Origin of the sequence: Ketobacter sp. GenoA1 (assembly GCF_003671475.1) — a bacterium.
In the GTDB taxonomy this organism is placed as follows: domain Bacteria; phylum Pseudomonadota; class Gammaproteobacteria; order Pseudomonadales; family Ketobacteraceae; genus Ketobacter.
In genome coordinates, this window is the sequence record NZ_RCHM01000032.1 from 198,453 (window position 1) to 214,794 (window position 16,342).

The 16,342-nt window shown below is 55.3% G+C and carries 14 protein-coding genes; 4 read left to right on the top strand and 10 right to left on the bottom strand.

Annotation, left to right across the window (positions count from 1 at the left end):
• Positions 1-86 precede the first annotated feature (86 nt).
• From acnA to pyk, 3 genes are read left to right on the top strand one after another with little or no spacing between them, the layout of a single operon-like run.
• Positions 87-2,747 (top strand): aconitate hydratase AcnA, encoded by a 2,661-nt coding sequence (gene acnA, locus D9N13_RS13765; protein WP_290591133.1) that lies wholly within the window; start codon positions 87-89, stop codon positions 2,745-2,747.
• Positions 2,748-2,753: 6 nt separating this feature from the next.
• Positions 2,754-4,139, top strand: a complete 1,386-nt coding sequence (locus D9N13_RS13770; protein WP_290591136.1) for a class II fumarate hydratase — start codon at positions 2,754-2,756, stop codon at positions 4,137-4,139.
• Between the two features lie 23 nt (positions 4,140-4,162).
• A complete protein-coding gene (pyk, locus tag D9N13_RS13775) occupies positions 4,163-5,611 on the top strand; it encodes a pyruvate kinase (RefSeq protein ID WP_290591139.1) in 1,449 nt (482 codons plus the stop codon).
• 60 nt (positions 5,612-5,671) lie between these two features.
• Here the strand turns inward: pyk and D9N13_RS13780 are convergent, their stop codons facing one another.
• The 3 genes from D9N13_RS13780 to D9N13_RS13790 all read right to left on the bottom strand — a co-directional run bounded on the left by D9N13_RS13780 (position 5,672) and on the right by D9N13_RS13790 (position 8,197).
• The gene (locus D9N13_RS13780) at positions 5,672-6,064 is read right to left on the bottom strand and encodes a hypothetical protein (protein ID WP_290591142.1); all 393 of its coding nucleotides are present in this window, start codon (positions 6,062-6,064) and stop codon (positions 5,672-5,674) included.
• 116 nt (positions 6,065-6,180) lie between these two features.
• Positions 6,181-6,918, bottom strand: a complete 738-nt coding sequence (locus D9N13_RS13785) for a DUF1223 domain-containing protein (RefSeq protein WP_290591145.1) — start codon at positions 6,916-6,918, stop codon at positions 6,181-6,183.
• Positions 6,919-6,988: 70 nt separating this feature from the next.
• Positions 6,989-8,197: an acetyl-CoA hydrolase/transferase family protein gene (locus tag D9N13_RS13790; protein WP_411268168.1), complete on the bottom strand. Its 1,209-nt coding sequence runs from the start codon at positions 8,195-8,197 to the stop codon at positions 6,989-6,991.
• Positions 8,198-8,624: 427 nt separating this feature from the next.
• On the opposite strand from D9N13_RS13790, the gene D9N13_RS13795 reads away from it, so the two are divergent.
• Entirely contained in the window at positions 8,625-9,425 is an 801-nt protein-coding gene (locus D9N13_RS13795) for a hypothetical protein (RefSeq protein WP_290591148.1), read from the top strand.
• 8 nt (positions 9,426-9,433) lie between these two features.
• On the opposite strand, the gene D9N13_RS13800 is transcribed toward D9N13_RS13795, so the two are convergent.
• The 7 genes from D9N13_RS13800 to D9N13_RS13830 form a co-directional block, all read right to left on the bottom strand.
• On the bottom strand, positions 9,434-9,877 hold the full coding sequence (locus D9N13_RS13800) for a DUF2834 domain-containing protein (protein WP_290591151.1): 444 nt from the start codon (positions 9,875-9,877) through the stop codon (positions 9,434-9,436).
• A gap of 57 nt (positions 9,878-9,934) precedes the next feature.
• Positions 9,935-10,666 (bottom strand): DUF2334 domain-containing protein, encoded by a 732-nt coding sequence (locus D9N13_RS13805; RefSeq protein WP_290591154.1) that lies wholly within the window; start codon positions 10,664-10,666, stop codon positions 9,935-9,937.
• A gap of 9 nt (positions 10,667-10,675) precedes the next feature.
• Positions 10,676-11,842, bottom strand: a complete 1,167-nt coding sequence (locus D9N13_RS13810) for a glycosyltransferase (protein WP_290591156.1) — start codon at positions 11,840-11,842, stop codon at positions 10,676-10,678.
• 83 nt (positions 11,843-11,925) lie between these two features.
• On the bottom strand, positions 11,926-13,083 hold the full coding sequence (locus tag D9N13_RS13815; protein WP_290591159.1) for a sulfotransferase family protein: 1,158 nt from the start codon (positions 13,081-13,083) through the stop codon (positions 11,926-11,928).
• Between the two features lie 181 nt (positions 13,084-13,264).
• Complete coding sequence (locus D9N13_RS13820) at positions 13,265-14,512, bottom strand: hypothetical protein (protein ID WP_290591162.1); 1,248 nt, start codon at positions 14,510-14,512, stop codon at positions 13,265-13,267.
• 60 nt (positions 14,513-14,572) lie between these two features.
• Positions 14,573-15,133 carry an NnrU family protein gene (locus D9N13_RS13825; RefSeq protein WP_290591165.1) on the bottom strand — a complete coding sequence of 187 codons (561 nt, stop codon included), beginning with the start codon at positions 15,131-15,133 and terminating at the stop codon, positions 14,573-14,575.
• 49 nt (positions 15,134-15,182) lie between these two features.
• Positions 15,183-16,328, bottom strand: coding sequence for a helix-turn-helix transcriptional regulator (locus D9N13_RS13830; protein WP_290591168.1), 1,146 nt, complete (start codon positions 16,326-16,328; stop codon positions 15,183-15,185).
• Between the last annotated feature and the right edge of the window lie 14 nt (positions 16,329-16,342).

The following is a 16,342-nucleotide window of genomic DNA, read 5'->3' on the forward strand; positions in this document are numbered from 1 at the left end:
GAAAAAGACTTAGTCACCCGCTCGCCGAATCCCGCTCCCGGGGTTGCTGTCTAACAGCCTAGCGCTTAATCCATTGGAGGGTTTCTATGTCCGCATCCGACGAAGATTCATTTCAGGTTCTTGATCAACTCAGCGTTGATAATCAGACGTACCACTTTTTTAATCTATCCAAACTGCAGCAGGGCCAAGGCGCAGTGGAACAGCTGCCCTACTCCCTTAAAGTTCTGCTGGAAAATCTGCTGCGCAATGAAGACGGACGCTCGGTCAAGCCGGAGCATATCGAGGCCATTCTGGCCTGGCCCGCAACCCGGTCATCGAGCCAGGAGATAGCCTATCGCCCGGCGCGGGTTTTGATGCAGGATTTCACCGGGGTACCGGCAGTGGTGGATTTGGCGGCCATGCGCGATGCGGTTGCCAACCTGGGCAAAGATCCCGCCGTCATCAATCCGCTGAGCCAGGTGGATCTGGTAATCGATCATTCCGTGATGGTGGACCGCTTTGCCGATGCGTCTGCCTACGCCGACAACGTTGCCATCGAGATGGAACGCAATCAGGAGCGTTACCAGTTTTTGCGCTGGGGGCAGTCGGCGTTTAATGACTTTCGCGTGGTACCGCCGGGTACCGGTATTTGCCATCAGGTGAATCTGGAATACCTGGCCAAGGTGGCCTGGTACAAAGAGATCGACGGCAAAACCTATGTCTATCCGGACACGCTGGTGGGCACTGACAGCCACACCACCATGATCAACGGCCTGGGTGTTTTGGGCTGGGGTGTTGGTGGCATCGAAGCGGAAGCGGCCATGTTGGGGCAGCCGGTGTCGATGCTGATTCCCGAAGTGGTGGGCTTTGAATTGAGCGGACAGTTGCGGGATGGCGTCACCGCCACGGATCTGGTGCTCACCGTGGTGCAGATGTTGCGTCAGCACAGTGTGGTGGGTAAGTTCGTGGAGTTCTATGGCAGTGGGCTGGATCAATTGCCGCTGGCGGATCGGGCCACCATCGCCAACATGGCGCCGGAATACGGTGCCACCTGCGGATTCTTTCCGGTGGATCAGGAAACACTGAATTACCTGGCGTTGTCCGGGCGCAGTGAGCATCAGATCAAACTGGTGGAACAGTATTGCAAGGCACAGGGTCTGTGGCGGGATGAATCCCATCCCCGGGTTTACAGCAGCAGCCTGAGCCTGAACCTGGATAGCGTCATGCCCAGTGTGGCCGGGCCCAAACGACCCCAGGATCGGGTTGCCCTGCCGGAGTTGGGTAAGGCGGTCACCGAGCTGATCAATCTTTCCGGCCGCGCTGAACCGGATGCGGTGCCGGTGGCCGGTGAATCCTATTCCTTGAACGATGGCGATGTGGTTATTGCCGCCATCACTTCCTGTACCAACACCTCCAACCCGGCGGTGATGCTGGCGGCGGGGCTGGTGGCACAGAAGGCACTGGCCAAAGGCTTACAGCGCAAGCCCTGGGTCAAAACATCGCTGGCACCGGGCTCAAAAGTAGTAACCGACTATCTGGCGAAAGCCGGGGTGCAGGATGCGCTGGATCAATTGGGCTTCAATCTGGTGGGCTACGGATGCACCACCTGTATCGGTAACTCCGGCCCTTTGCCGGACCCCATTGAAGAGGCCATCGAAGCCGGGCAGCTCACCGTGTGCTCGGTACTTTCCGGAAATCGCAATTTCGAGGGCCGCATTCACCCTAAAGTGCGCGGTAACTGGCTGGCTTCTCCGCCCTTGGTGGTGGTGCTGGCACTGGCTGGTACCACGTTATTGAATCTGGATACCGATGCCATCGGCGAAAACGCCCAGGGAGAAAAAATTTACCTGCGGGATGTCTGGCCTACCAACGCGGAAATCCAGCAGGCTATGGCCAGCGTAACCAGCGATATGTTCAGCGCGCAGTACGCGGATGTGTTCACTGGTGACGAACAGTGGCAGGCCATTCAGGCCGAGCCCAGTAAAACCTATCCCTGGCGCCATGATTCCACCTATATCCAGAACCCGCCTTATTTCACCGGCGAAACCCAGCCGGCGCTGAGCGATATCAGCGGTGCCCGTATTCTGGCCCTGTTGGGTGACAGCATTACCACCGATCATATTTCGCCGGCCGGCAGCATTGCCGAGGCCAGCCCTGCCGGGCGCTATCTGAAAGAGCATGGTGTTGAGAAAAAGGATTTCAATTCCTATGGTTCGCGGCGCGGTAATCATGAGGTGATGATGCGGGGCACCTTTGCCAATGTCCGCATCAAAAATGAAATGTGCCCCGGTGTGGAAGGCGGGGTAACGCGCCTGCAACCGGATGGCGATGAGATGTCCATTTATGATGCCGCCATGAAGTACTTGCAGCAGAACACACCGCTGGTGGTGATCGCCGGCAGTGAATACGGCACCGGTTCAAGCCGCGATTGGGCGGCGAAAGGCACGCGCTTATTGGGTGTGAAAGCGGTCATTGCGGAAAGCTTTGAGCGTATCCACCGTTCCAACCTGGTGGGGATGGGAGTATTGCCGCTGGAATTTCCCGACGGTGTCAATCGAAAAACATTACAACTGGATGGCAGTGAACAGATTGAGTTGGCTGGGCTGGCGGAGCTTACCATCGGAGCACCCATCGTGCTTACCGTGGTGCGCTCGGACGGTTCCCGTGAAAGTTGTGAATTGAAGTGCCGGTTGGATACGGAAGATGAATTCCAGTACTTCATCAGCGGTGGAATATTGCATTACGTTCTCAAACAATTAGTTGGGTAGAATGTTATGGCAACACGTAAGGAAGCGGATGCACTGGGTGAAATAGAGGTGCCGGAACAGGCATTGTGGGGCGCCCAAACCCAACGCGCCCTGCAAAATTTCAAAATCGGCACCCAGACCTTCCCACCGGAATTCATCGAGCAGTACGCCATTCTGAAAAAGGCAGCAGCCCTGACCAATCTGGAACTGGGCAAACTCAGTGCCGAGTTGTCCGGTTTTATTGTGGATGCCTGCGACGAGGTCATTGCCGGTCTGCATCGCGATCAGTTTCCCATATCAATCTGGCAAACCGGCAGTGGCACCCAGACCAATATGAATCTGAACGAGGTAATTGCCAACCGCGCCAATGAACTGGCAGGCCATGACCGCGGCAGTCGCACACCGGTGCATCCCAATGATCATGTGAATCTGTCCCAGTCTTCCAATGATACCTTTCCCACCGCCATGCACCTGACGGTCATGCAGGGGTTGTTGCAATGTCTGGCGCCGGCGCTGGATGGCTTGTTGCAAGCCCTGCAACAGAAACAGCGGCAGTTTGAACAGCGCATCAAGAGCGGCCGCACCCATATGATGGATGCAACCCCGGTGACCTTGGGGCAGGAATTCGGTGCTTATTACAGTCAGATTGAATTTGCCCGGGAACAGCTTACTGCGGTGCAACCTGCTCTGCAGTGCCTTGCCATTGGCGGCAGTGCCGTGGGTACCGGATTGAACACCCATGCCCGCTGGAGCGACGCGGTGGTGCAGAAAATTTCCAACCTGACGGGCATTGCCTACCGGCCGGCGGACAATAAATTCATGTTCATGGCCGCCCACGATGCCCTGCTGGATTGTCATGGCCGCTTACGGTTGCTGGCCACCTCGCTTTACAAAATGGCCAGTGATTTGCGTTTGATGGGCAGCGGCCCCCGCTGTGGTTTGGCCGAGATCAAACTGCCGGCCAATGAACCGGGCAGTTCGATTATGCCCGGCAAGGTGAATCCCACGCAGATCGAAGCGCTCACCATGGTGTGTCTGCGGGTGATGGCGAATGATTCCGCCGTTGCCATGGCCAACACCCAGGGCCAGTTCGAATTGAATGTATACAAGCCGCTGATCCTTCACACCCTGTGGGAATCCATTACCCTGCTGGCCGACGGCATCAACAGTTTCAATTGCAATTGTCTGATGGGCATTGTCGCCAATGAGCAGCAGTTGGATGAATACATGGCACAGTCTTTAATGCTGGTAACGGCATTAACCCCCCATATTGGCTACGACAATGCCGCGCTGGCCGCCAAATGGGCCTATGAAAACAACGCCTCTTTGAAACACGCTGTCACCACATTGGGTTTTCTTAATGCAGCCGATTACGATAAATTAGTGATACCAGCCAATATGCTGTCACCGTGATGGCGTTTATCCAGGGGTAATCAATGGTTCGTCGTACCAAAATTGTTGCAACCGTAGGCCCTGCCTGCGACAGCGAAGCCATGCTCAGAACATTAATCGATGCGGGTGTGAATGTATTTCGTCTTAACTTTTCACACGGATCCGCGGAACATCATCAGGCGGTTGGCAAACGCATTCGCAAAGTGGCGGCAGAGGCAGGCAGCAATGTGGCAACGCTGGTGGATTTGCAGGGTCCCAAGATTCGCATTGCCCGCTTCCGCGCAGGGGAGGTTACCCTGCACAGAGGCGAGCCCTTTGTGCTGGATGCGGCAATGGATGAGAGTGCCGGAGATGAACACGCCGTAGGCCTGGCGTACAAGGAACTGCCCAATGATTGCGAGGCCGGTGACACCCTGTTATTGAATGACGGTTTGCTTGAGCTGACGGTGGAAAGTGTCGAAGGCCCGGCGGTGCATTGCCGCGTGGTACAGGGTGGTGTGCTGAGCGATAAAAAAGGGGTTAACCGTAAAGGCGGTGGCCTTACCGCCAAAGCACTCACCGCAAAAGATAAAGCCGATATAGTCACTGCGGCGGCGATGGATGTGGATTATGTGGCGCTGTCGTTCCCCCGGGATGAAGCGGATGTGAACGAGGCGCGGCAACTGTACCGCGAGGCCGGTGGTCAGGGCGGCATCGTGGCCAAGATTGAACGGGCGGAAGCGGTGGCCGACAATACCACGCTGGATAATATTATTCTGGCTTCCGATGGCGTGATGGTGGCGCGGGGTGATCTGGCGGTGGAGATCGGCGATGCCGAGTTGGTGGGCGTGCAGAAGCACATTACCTGGCGTGCCCGTCAGCTGAACCGGTTTGTGATCACCGCCACCCAGATGATGGAATCTATGATCAATCATCCCCAGCCCACCCGGGCCGAGGTGTCGGATGTTGCCAATGCGGTGCTGGATGGTACCGATGCGGTGATGCTGTCGGCCGAAACCGCCACGGGTCAGTTTCCCGAGGCCACGGTGCAGGCCATGCATCGCATCATCCTGGGTGCGGAGCGCTCTTATCAGATGCGCGATCAATGGAAACGGGATGATCATGTTCCCACTTTGATTGATGAATCCATTGCCACTGCTGCCATGTTCGTGGCCAATCGTCTGGCGGGGGTGAAAGCCATTATCGCCATGACCGAAACCGGTGCCACGCCGATGATGATGTCCCGCATTCGATCCGGCCTGCCGATTTTTGCATTCACACCCCACGCCGCCTGTCAGCGGCGCCTGGCTGTGTATCGTGGAATCAGTACCGTAAACTTTGACAGCGCTGCGCTTGCCCCCAGTGAGGTGAACCAGAAAGTGGTGGATCTGCTGATGGAGCAAGCCGTGGTCGAGACCGGCGATAAGGTGATACTGACCAAGGGCGATTACGTTAACGTCAACGGTGGCACCAACACACTGAAAATAGTGGAAGCAGGCGGCGTGATTCACTGAGGCAGGCGGGCCCAGTGAATCACACCGGAATTACAGCGGAGTACGGTTCTACCGGCGCATTCAGGCAGCGGGGCAGCTGTCCAGCACGGGCAGTGCCTGGGGATTGCCACCTTCCATGACATAATACATTTGCTGATCCCGGTACAGGGTATAGATGGTGTAGGTGATGCCGGTCATTTTCCTGGCTTCCTTGGGTGGGTTACGGGCATCAAAATAATAGGATGTTCCCGCTTCCGCCACTTCCAGACATTTGTATTTCCAGGTGATCTTCACTTCTTCATCGGCATTGACCTGCCAGGTGGTTGCGTCGGGCCCCTTGCCGGTCACCGTAATGTTGGCGCCGCTTTTGTTGTCCACCATGCCACTCCAGTAGACAGTGCAACCCTGGGCCAAACCAGCCAGCAACACAAGTAGACCGAGTTTAATAGCGTTCAGGTAAGTGTTGATCATCATTTGCTCTCCATTGGTTTGGTGTTCTCGGTTATGGGTTCCCTTACCGGGATACCACAATGACCGTAAATGTAAATGAAAAGCCTGCTGCGATGGCGGCTCTGTGATCAATGTCCGCTTCAGAACATGCCACCCACCACTTGTACCGGTTGCGGGTGGCCGGCTTGGATGATCCAGGCGGCAAATCCCAGTTGCCGGGTGGGTAAGGTGTTTTTATCCGGCATCTGAAATTCCCAGGGTTGCGACTGGTCGGCGGTTTGATGCCAGAGTACAACAAAATCCTCGTGCAGGTTGAGCTGGGTATTTTCCCCGGCCATGATCTTGGTTTGTAAATCAAAACCCAGTAACGCCACATGCACTATAAGATTGCCGGGAAGGGATTGGGCTTGGTATTGCACGGTCATTCGCTGGTCGGCAATGCGGGTGGTCAGTGTGCCTTTCTTGGTTGTCGCTGGGGGCAACGATCCGCCACTGAACCAGCCCCGCCACTCCCGGCCGTCCAGCACGAAACCGGGGGTGTAAACGGATTTGATGGCGCCGGATTGTTTATAGTTGCGTTGCCGCTGGCCGTAGGCGGGGGTGGCAAAAGCATCCTGCCATCCGATCCAGTCCCAGTAATCCACATGAAACGCCACCGGTACCACCTGTTGCCAGAGCCGGGGGTCATGCTGCCATTGGCTGAGCCAGCGGTCCGCTGGTGGGCAGCTGCTGCAGCCTTGGGAGGTGTACAGTTCCAGCAGTTGGGTATGGGGGCCTTGGCTGATGTACAGGCGGCTGGCCTTCGGGTGTGCCGTTGCCGGCAGCAGCAGGGTCGATAGCAGGGTCAGCAGTAAGGTAAAACTAAATGATTTCATCATGGTTAGCTCCAATATGCCCGGGCACTATTGATAGAGTCTCGGCATTGGAGATTGTTACAGCGGCGGTGTGTTACCCGCGCACGTGCCAGTATTCGTACGCCTGCTTTTCCAGTGTTTCACGAAAATCCGGATGGGCTATGTTGATCAGCGCCCGGCTGCGCTCACGCAGGCTTTTACCGCGCAGATTGGCGGTGCCGTATTCCGTTACCACATAGTGTACGCTGCCTCTGGGGGTCACCACGCCGGAGCCCAGTGCCAAAACGGGAACAATGCGGGAATATTGGCCACCACCGGCAGTGGAGGGAAAGGCCAGAATGGAACGGCCGTGATCCGACAGGTTGGCACCCATGACAAAATCCAGTTGACCTCCCACACCGGAATAAATATGCGTACCCAGAGAATCGGCACAAATCTGGCCTGAGAGATCCACCTGCAGGGCACTGTTGATGCTCACCATGTTGGGGTTGCGGCAAATGGTTTCGATGCTGTTGATGTATTCAATATCCAGGAACACCACTGCCGAGTTGTCATCCACAAAGTCGTACAGTTTTTTGCTGCCCAGGACAAAGCCGGTGACCAATTTGCCCGCATGCTTACGCTTCCGGCTGTTGTCGATGACACCGCGTTCACACAATTCGATCACACCATCGGAAAACATTTCGGTGTGAATGCCCAGGTGTTGGTGTTGACCCAGGCAGGCCAGGGTGGCGTCGGGAATATCGCCGATGCCCATTTGCAGACAGTCACCATCATCAATCAAGGTGGCGATCTGTTCGCCGATGCGGCGATTGATCTGGTTGAGAACCGACGGGCTGTGTTCCGGCAGGGGAAGATCCTGTTCATAGGCGATATCGATCTGGTTCAGGTGAATAAACGCGTCACCGTGCGTGCGGGGCATTTGCGGATTGATGTGCGCAATCACAATGTCGGCCACTTCACAGGCAGCGCGGGTGGCTTCCACGGAAATGCCCAGTGAACAGATGCCGTGCCGGTCCGGTGGTGCAACCTGAATCAAGGCCACATCGATACGTTGCTCACCCTTGCGAAACAGGCGCGGAATGTCCGATAAAGAAATAGGAATATAGTCGGCCTTGCCTGCCTGGATCAGCTGTCGGTTGTATTCACTGGCGAAATAGGCTTTGGGTGCAAGGTGGCCGCCATCCACGGCCTTGGCCAGCCCTTCGGCGTGTTCCAGGTGCAATTGGTACAGTTCGATATTGCTGTGTTGCAACGCATGCTCCGCCAGGGCGTCCAGCAATACCCAAGGGGTTGCTGCCATGGAGTGCACCCACACACATTGATTTGAGCAGATGCCGGATACGGCGTCCAGGGGGCTTTTAACAAATTGGGCCACGATAGCACCTCTTTCAATAATCGTATTGGAGTGATTACCGGATATATAACCATAGATCAATACGAAGAATTATGACTTTAAGCAAAGTAAGTGTGAGTCGAAGTCCGGGTAGCGATTGATCTGGATGTGTGTTTTAACTGGTTTTTTGCGTGAGTTATTTCTCATCCTCCTGACAAATTTACGCTAACTTACGAGTTGCCCAATTCAACTGATCCCAGTAGATTTAATGGAAGTCTGATTTTTGACTTTTGGGTCCGTATGGTATTTGTCCGCGCACAAGAAGAATAAACGTTAAGGGAGAAATGCTGGTTCAGCTGGGTATGCGTCAGGGCTGTGCCAGCAAAGAAGAAATATGACCAATAACAAAGTTTTTATATTGGTAGTTGCCGTGGTTTTGTTGTTGTTTACCAATTTTACCCGCTCTGAGGCGTCATACAGCGTGCCGGAATATTTGCAAAAAGTTCTCCGTATGAGCCCGGATCAGATTGGTACGGTGATGTCGCAGCCTATTCCTGATCATGCCCAGCTGGAAATAGATTACGGTTTTGTGGATGAGCGCTTTGTGCGGTTTATGATGGGAGTTTCTATGATTCGAGAAATGCTTCCGATTGAGGAAATAAACTATGCCAAAAGTAAGAATAAATGGTGGAAGGTGTACGATCGATATTCTTGCGCCAGTCAAGGGCTTGATGAATTTGCCCATACCATCAGTTTTCAGTATGCCCAGCACTGCTTGTATTACTGGACGGAGTTTCTTCGACATGGACCTGAAATATCTTTTGATTTTTCATATCCTCTAGTGGAAGGGGTTGAACCTTGGAAAGATCCTACTCCTAATGAGATTGATTTTTACGTTAATCTTGCAAAAGAAATAGCGGAACGCAGGCAGTTACCACCTTATCTGAGCAAAGATATCATTTCGTTACAAATTGATACAGTGAGGCTGTTGGATGTTTTGGATACTTTAAAAGAACACTCCCGTGAAGAGTTTTCGAGTGAGTTAAAACAAATTGAACAACAGCCACCTATTGCCAGGCGTTTTGGACGGCTGATTTGTACTAGGGATTTTCGCTCATATCAGAATATTTCTATGCCTTGGCATAGAGCCTGTTATGCATACTGGTATCGCTATGTTGAAGAGCAGAGTGATTAATTGGCTGCTTACCTCACATATAACCATATCCCGGTTGCCAAAGTGACGGCACCGAGCAAGCACAGCAAGATCATGTCATAACTTTTCAGCGCCAGGCGCACATCGCCGTTGTTTGCGGCCAACTGTTTTTCACGCATGGCCAGATACAGAGGCACAGCAAAGCTGATGCCGACAAAGGTGGCAATGATGATATAGAGCCAGACGAATTTCATGTTAATGCGGCGGCTCTCCACTACCATCCAGATCTCCACCGCGATGGCCAGAAACAGGATGTCCACTGCCAGAAAGGTGCTGGCCGGGTTGGCGTTGATCAGGGCGTCTTTCCAGAACTGTACGTTGGCTTCCACCACACCCAGCCCGAGGTAGCTGGTAATGTGAACCCAGGTGAGCAGCAACGCGGCAACGCCGATAAAGAGGTACAGATAAAATAATGCAGGATGATTCTTTGTCATGCTGAACGGCCTTATGGGCAATGAACGGGTTGGCAATAGCGCCGTTGATCTTTGCCTTCAGTGGCGAGCGGGCAGATCCTGATAATTCAGGAACCGGGTGGCCGCGGCAAGATCCTGCAGTGCATTCTGCGCCAAACCATAGGTGAGATCAAATGGGTGCAGGCTGATTCGGAGCGGCCGGTTGCGGTGGCGGGCGATGGCTTTGCTGCAGTGGTTAAAGCGGGCAAGGAACCAGGCGCGCACAGCGGTATCGGCTTCATAACCGGTCAGCGGCAGTGGCTGGTGTTGACCGGTGTCGAGACTGGTCACCCCATGCAGGGTTTCCAGTTGTGAAAACGGCCGCTCGTGCCAGGTGGCCCAGTCCAGTTTACCGTTGGCCCAGGCCGGCGGTACATACAGGCCGCAGTGTGGCAGGCTGTGGTGTACGAACCAGTCGTGACACGCCTGCACGCGTTGCCGCAATGCAGCCGGCGGGCGGGACAGGTGTTCTGCCGCCCGTCTTGACAGCAGCAGGCTGTGCACCTGGTGATACAGCGTGCCGGGGGGAGGTGCCCGATGACTCCAGCCGTGCCCGGCCAATGGGTGTCCGGCGTGGGCTAATGACTGCAACCAGTTCAGATCCGCTGTTTGCCAGGATTTGCCCGGCACCACCAGTAGGGTGATGTGCTGGGGGTGTAATCCCTCCACACGCTGCAACTGTTGTAACAGCAGGCTGATCGGGGTGCGGGTTTCCGGCATCACATCGTGCACGCTGACCAGCGCACACAGGCCATTGTTGACGCTGTTCATGGTGGGCGCTCAGGTTTGATACGCCGCCAGGCGGCGCAACAGGGCGAAGGTGGCAGACGGTATGCGGCGGGGCAGCAAATGTGCTTTGTTGGCGGTGATCTGCAACACCGATAGCCACTGTTCAATGGCTTCCTGATTCAGGGAGCGGGCGCCGTGATAAGCCTGCTGGCAGATATAATGCCGCTGTGCTGCACCCAGGGATTCGATGCGTTGCACTGCCTGAAGCAGTGACTCCCCCGGATTCATGGTGAGTAATCCTTTGGCCAGGGGCTTCCAATCGTTGATACCACAGGCCGGGGTGGTCAGTACCAGTCGTTTACGTGCCATGGCCTCCAGCGCCACGGTACCGAACGCCTCCACCGAGGAGGGCAGGATCAGCAAATCGTGTAAATCCAACTGTTGTTGCACGCACTCTCTGGAGCACCAACCAAGAAACTGAATATTGTGCGTGCGTTGTGCCTGTTCCTGTACACTGTGGCGCAGCGGTCCATCACCAACGATGCTGAATTCAAGGTCCGGCCGCTGTGCCGCCAGCTGCAGAAAATCCGGCAAATTCTTTTCGGCCGCCAGGCGCCCGACAAACAGAATGCGGGTGACGCTGCCTTTGGGTTCAATAATGGGAGCATTGATAAACTGCGGTGCGAGAGGGGTACCCACCAGATGTGGGTTAGTGATGCCCCGCTGACGCAACTGCTGTGCAAGGGGTCGGCTAACGGTGGCAATGGTGGTGCTGCCGCGAAACATGAACAGATTGGTCCAGTGCAGCAGGGCCTGGGCAATGCGGCCGCCAGTGCCTTTCCAGTACAGGTTCACCAGTTGTGAATAATCGGTTTGGTGGGTCATGCACACCGGTATACCCAGTTTGCCGGCCAGCCAGAAACCGGCCAGGGCAAACAGGCCGGGCCCCGGCACTACAATAACCTGGGGCTTCATCTCCATTGCCAGCAGCGTCAGTTGACGCATGCGCGGCAGAAACACCTGTTGGGTGGCGTCACCGGGCATGGGCAGGGCCATGCCCTGGCAGGGATGGCACGATTGCAGATTCGGCGCCACCAGTTCCACCCGCGCTACGCGCTTGCCCAAATGGGAAGTCAGATCCTGAAAATAGGTGCCGACTCCATTGCGCCCCTGAATGGCATCCACAATAAACAGTATTCGCAATTCTGAGTTCATCATCGTGCACAGTATCGTGATGGATTATTGAAGTTTTGTTACCAGCGGGCCGAAACCTGTTTCAAAATATTCCAGCAGGGCACAGGTTATTCCGGTAGGGCATAGTCCAGTGCCTGATACACCGAGCAATAGCAGGCTTTCAGGGCCTGGCTGGAAATGCCGAGTTGTTGGCTCCGGTAAACATGGCCACTACGATAGCGTTGCGCTTTTTCATCTTCGTGGCGCAGCCACTGGCCATAGTCGAGGCTTAAAGTCAGATCGAAGTGTTGGTACAGGTGTTCGATGGTGTTCAGGGGGGCGGTTGCCAGTTGCTCCATCTTGACCAGAGTGTGTCCCCCCGCAGCCTCGGCAGGCAATGTTTGCAGCAGATGATGGTAGTAATACGCCAGCATCTGCATCAGCTCGCGGCGCCACCATTGGTTGTTGGTGTAGCCACTGAAAATGCGGGCTCCCATCAGAATGGAGCTGACCTGCGACGGCACTGCCTGATTGGGATTACGCACACAACCGATGAAGCGGGCATCCGGAAATCCCCGGGCCAGGGTCTGCAGCATGGGGGTGAAGCTTGGGTTCTTGGAAAGAAAGGTCTTGTGGCGGCCGTGGACATACAGATGGCGCTGGATCAGGCCCCGGTAAAAATGAATCAGAATGCGTTTCTGTTGCGGGCTGCCCACTTGGTCGAACCGGCTTAGCTGCATCAGCGCCGGATCGCCGAACGGCAGGATCAGCAAAAAACACTGCAGTACGGGGATCAGTGCCAGGTAGTCTTCCTCCGGATCATTGAGGCGGGTGTGGTGCACAGCATCCAGCCCGGCAAACACTTTGTTTTCAGCCCAGCCCAGCAGCCGTTGCAGCGGACTGCCCACCGTGCGGTCCAATCCCGCCACACCGCGCCAGAACATGCGCTGGGTGATGGAGGGCGCAAACAGCAGCTCCTGCAGGCTCATGGTGGTAAAGCGTTGCTCATCAGCGGCCAGTAAACGGTGCAGGAATGTGGTGCCGCTGCGGGGCACACCAATCACAAACAAGGGTTGTTTGATGGTGATTCGGCGAAAGTCGGGAAACAGCAGGTGATCCAGGGCCAGACACAGGGCGGTGATGGTCAGGTAGCTGAGGAACAGCGGCCAGAACAGGGCCATCACCAGAATCCGTTGCAGTGACAGTCGAGGGTAAGGCCCATCGGCGGTAGGCAAAAAACTGTGGCGCAGCAGGCGCGGCAATTGGACGAGAGTTGCTTTGATCATAGTCACTGCTTCGCGGTCATCATCATGGCTCAAGGGCAGGATCATGACCAGCATGATGCAGGATTGGGTCAGCTTGATGACAGGGGGGCAGAAACAAGGCGGAATGGCAGCTCCACAAATGGAGCCTGCCCGTTAAAGAGATGGATCACCCGGTGCATATCGGGTGATCCAGTGTGTAGCTTCAATATTGCGCGGCGAAATAGGTGGTAGGGGTAGTGGTGGAATAGCCGGTACGGCCATAGATGTAAACCACCCCGGATGCCGTGGTGGCAAATCGATCCACCAGATAGCCCAGTTCCTGCAGCTGCGGATAACTGGCATTGCCGGGCGGTAGCAGCACACTGTGGGGTTGCAGAAAGAATGAATCCACTACGGTCTTGTCGGCAGCGAGATGAGTATAGTAGCTGGTACTGGTGCGCTCAAAACCAAAGCTTACCAACGATGTGGATTCGCCAATGTGGGTCATCTGCAGGCCGCTGTCCAGCGTATGGACCCGGATGGGGGTGGTGAATGGTTCGCTGGATGCAATCTTATAATCCCAGGCTTCCGGGCTGGTGTTGGAGATGGCGCGAACATGCATGCCGGTGCTGAAGCCGCTGTGCGCCACGGCCGCAAAGTAGTAATAGTAAATATTGCCCTGGGCGTCCTGCCCCAGCATATTCAGTTTGAAGGTGCCAAATCCCCCAAAGGAGCGGGCATAGCTTATGCGTTGATTGGCCCGGTCCTGCATGATCAGGTCAACACCGCTGTGCAGGTCGGTGGCCAGGGTGCCCACTGCAAAGCCGTCATTCACATACAGGCGGCCGATCTGCTGAAATTCAGGATCCAGTGGTGTCCGGCTGAGTTCAGTGAAGGTGTTCAGGTCTGTTTCAACCAGTTCCGTGGTGGCCGGATCCACATACCAGAAGTGTTGATCCGGTGTCATGGTGTAGGTGAGGTCGGTAACCGGCTGGGGATATTGTCCGCCACTGAGATCGTTTTCCGAGTACCAGGTGAACAGGTCGCCATCGCGCCAATAGAGAATGGCGGTGCTGCCAAATTGTTTCAGGCTGGGGGACAGAGGCAGATCCGTGCCGGAATAGATGACGTTGTCGGAATCAACCACTCCGCTAGCGGATAACGTGCTGCGCCAGACATCCCCACCGGTAATGCCGTACAGGGCAAAGTGATCACCTTTGGAGAGCGCAACGCTAAAGGCACCACGGGGCAGGCTGACAGTGGTGATGCGCTCACCGGTGCTGGCACGCAGGTACATTTCAGTGGTGTCTTTTACCAGCTGGGTACCGTCATCCAGCACTGTAACACTGCTGGTTAGCCCGGCATCATCATTAAGCCAGGTGGGTTGCGCGGGGCTGCCGCCACCACAGGCGGATAAAAACAGCGTGCACAGAATGACGGCCAGGAGCCGTGTCCATAGTGGGTTCTTCATGAGTCGTTCCTTCTCTTTTTTTGTTATTGCGTTGTGTACTAACAAGCGTATGCCGGTTGATTACCCCAGCGTTATTCCAGATAAATAAGGGTGAGCTATCATCAAGCCGATGAACAGCGCTCCCCCCAGGGCCAGCACCACAATTTCGATGGCAAACCCTGTAACCGGCGTTGGTGGCCGGCTGCCTTCCCGACGATTAATCAGGAACATTTCCAAAACCGACCATACCAGCATACCGCCGAATAATACAACAGATCGAGAATCCCCGTTCGCCAAAAGATGGGCCAGGGCCCACAGAGCCACTGCAGTGAGTTGAGGATGCCTGATAATGCGCTTAATCCGGGTGGGCAGTTTGGCTGCCACAAAAAGCACCGCGGCAAAGGCCATGATACCGATGGTGGCCAGATGAATCTGTTCCGACAACGTATAGAGATAGGTGGGCAGAGCATAGCGCCAGCCCATCACCATGAGCACGATGGCGGCAATGATCAGCAGGGAAAAGGTCGCGCGGTACCCCCCCTTGCCAAGTGCACCAATCCATTTGGCTTTGATACCCGGGGCGGCCGAGGGTATCAGATGTACAGCTGACCAAAGTATCAGGCCCAGAACGATTAACGCCACGGTGCAGTCCTTGTTGGTTTGCGTGCTGAGAGGGTTGCTACAGTGTAGGTTATTGCGCCGAGGCCAGACTCGTCAACACCAGTGTTACCAGCATGGATTGCTGGGTTACCCCCATCTTGACGAACATGGAGCGCAGGTGGGCGCGGACGGTGTTCTTCTTGATGTCCAGCTCGGCCGCCACTTCATCGGTGGTGTGGCCTTCCGCCAGCAGAATGGCGATGGTGGCTTCGGACATGGTGAGCTGGTACAGATCCATCAGGGTGCGCACGGAGATTTCCAGGTTTTTCTCCGGATCCTGAATCAGAATGGTCACATAGGGGGTGACGTCGGATTCGTCGTGGGGGGCAACCGGCATGGGTTTGATCAGCAGCTGGTAGGGCTGTTTACCGTTGTCACGGGGCACTGACAGGGCGTAGACCTGGCCCCTTTGATTGTGTCGCACCCGTTCAATGGCTTCATGAATCTGTTTGTTGAAGGTGTCATTGAGGGAGCTGTTATTGAGTTTGATCTTGTTCTGGGCCTGGTGAAAGCCATCACTGGCTTTTAAAAACTGCTCTGCTTTGGTGTTGGATTGCAAAATGCCGCCGTGCTTGTCCAGGGTGAATATGCCAATGGAGCGACGGGAAATGGAATCCGCGTAAATCTGCCGCTCGGAATCCAGTTGCCGAAGTTGAATGCCCAGCGCAACAGACTGTTCCAGGTGGGGAATCAACAGGCGCAGAAATTCTTTTTCTTCCTCGACAAAGTTGCCCTGTTTTTTTTCCCGGGTAAAGCGAATGGAGATGCGGGAATTCTTGTCGTACAGCCAGTCGATTCCGGCGATATAGTAAATATCAAAGGGCTTCAGGAACAGCTCGTAGTATTCGCTCTTCAGCAACTGGGCGCGGGGGGTGTGTTCATCCAGGGTCACCACTTCCTTGAGGGGCAGGTTAACCAGCGGGTCTTGTGCGTAAAGCTGGGTGTAGCTGCCTTCCTCACTGCCCAACAATACAATATCGCTGTGGTCGCCACTGCTGTAGATCAGCCCCGCATCGTGGGTGGTGGGGGGGCGTACGATCAGGGTGGCATGTTGCAGATTCAGCAACCCTTTCAGACGGGTGAGAAAGTCCTTGTTGGTGGCCTGGGATGATGCCGCTGAGCCATACAGGGAGCACAGCAGATCAGACAGGGCTACGTGGTCGATATTCAGGGACATGGGCACTTCTCAAT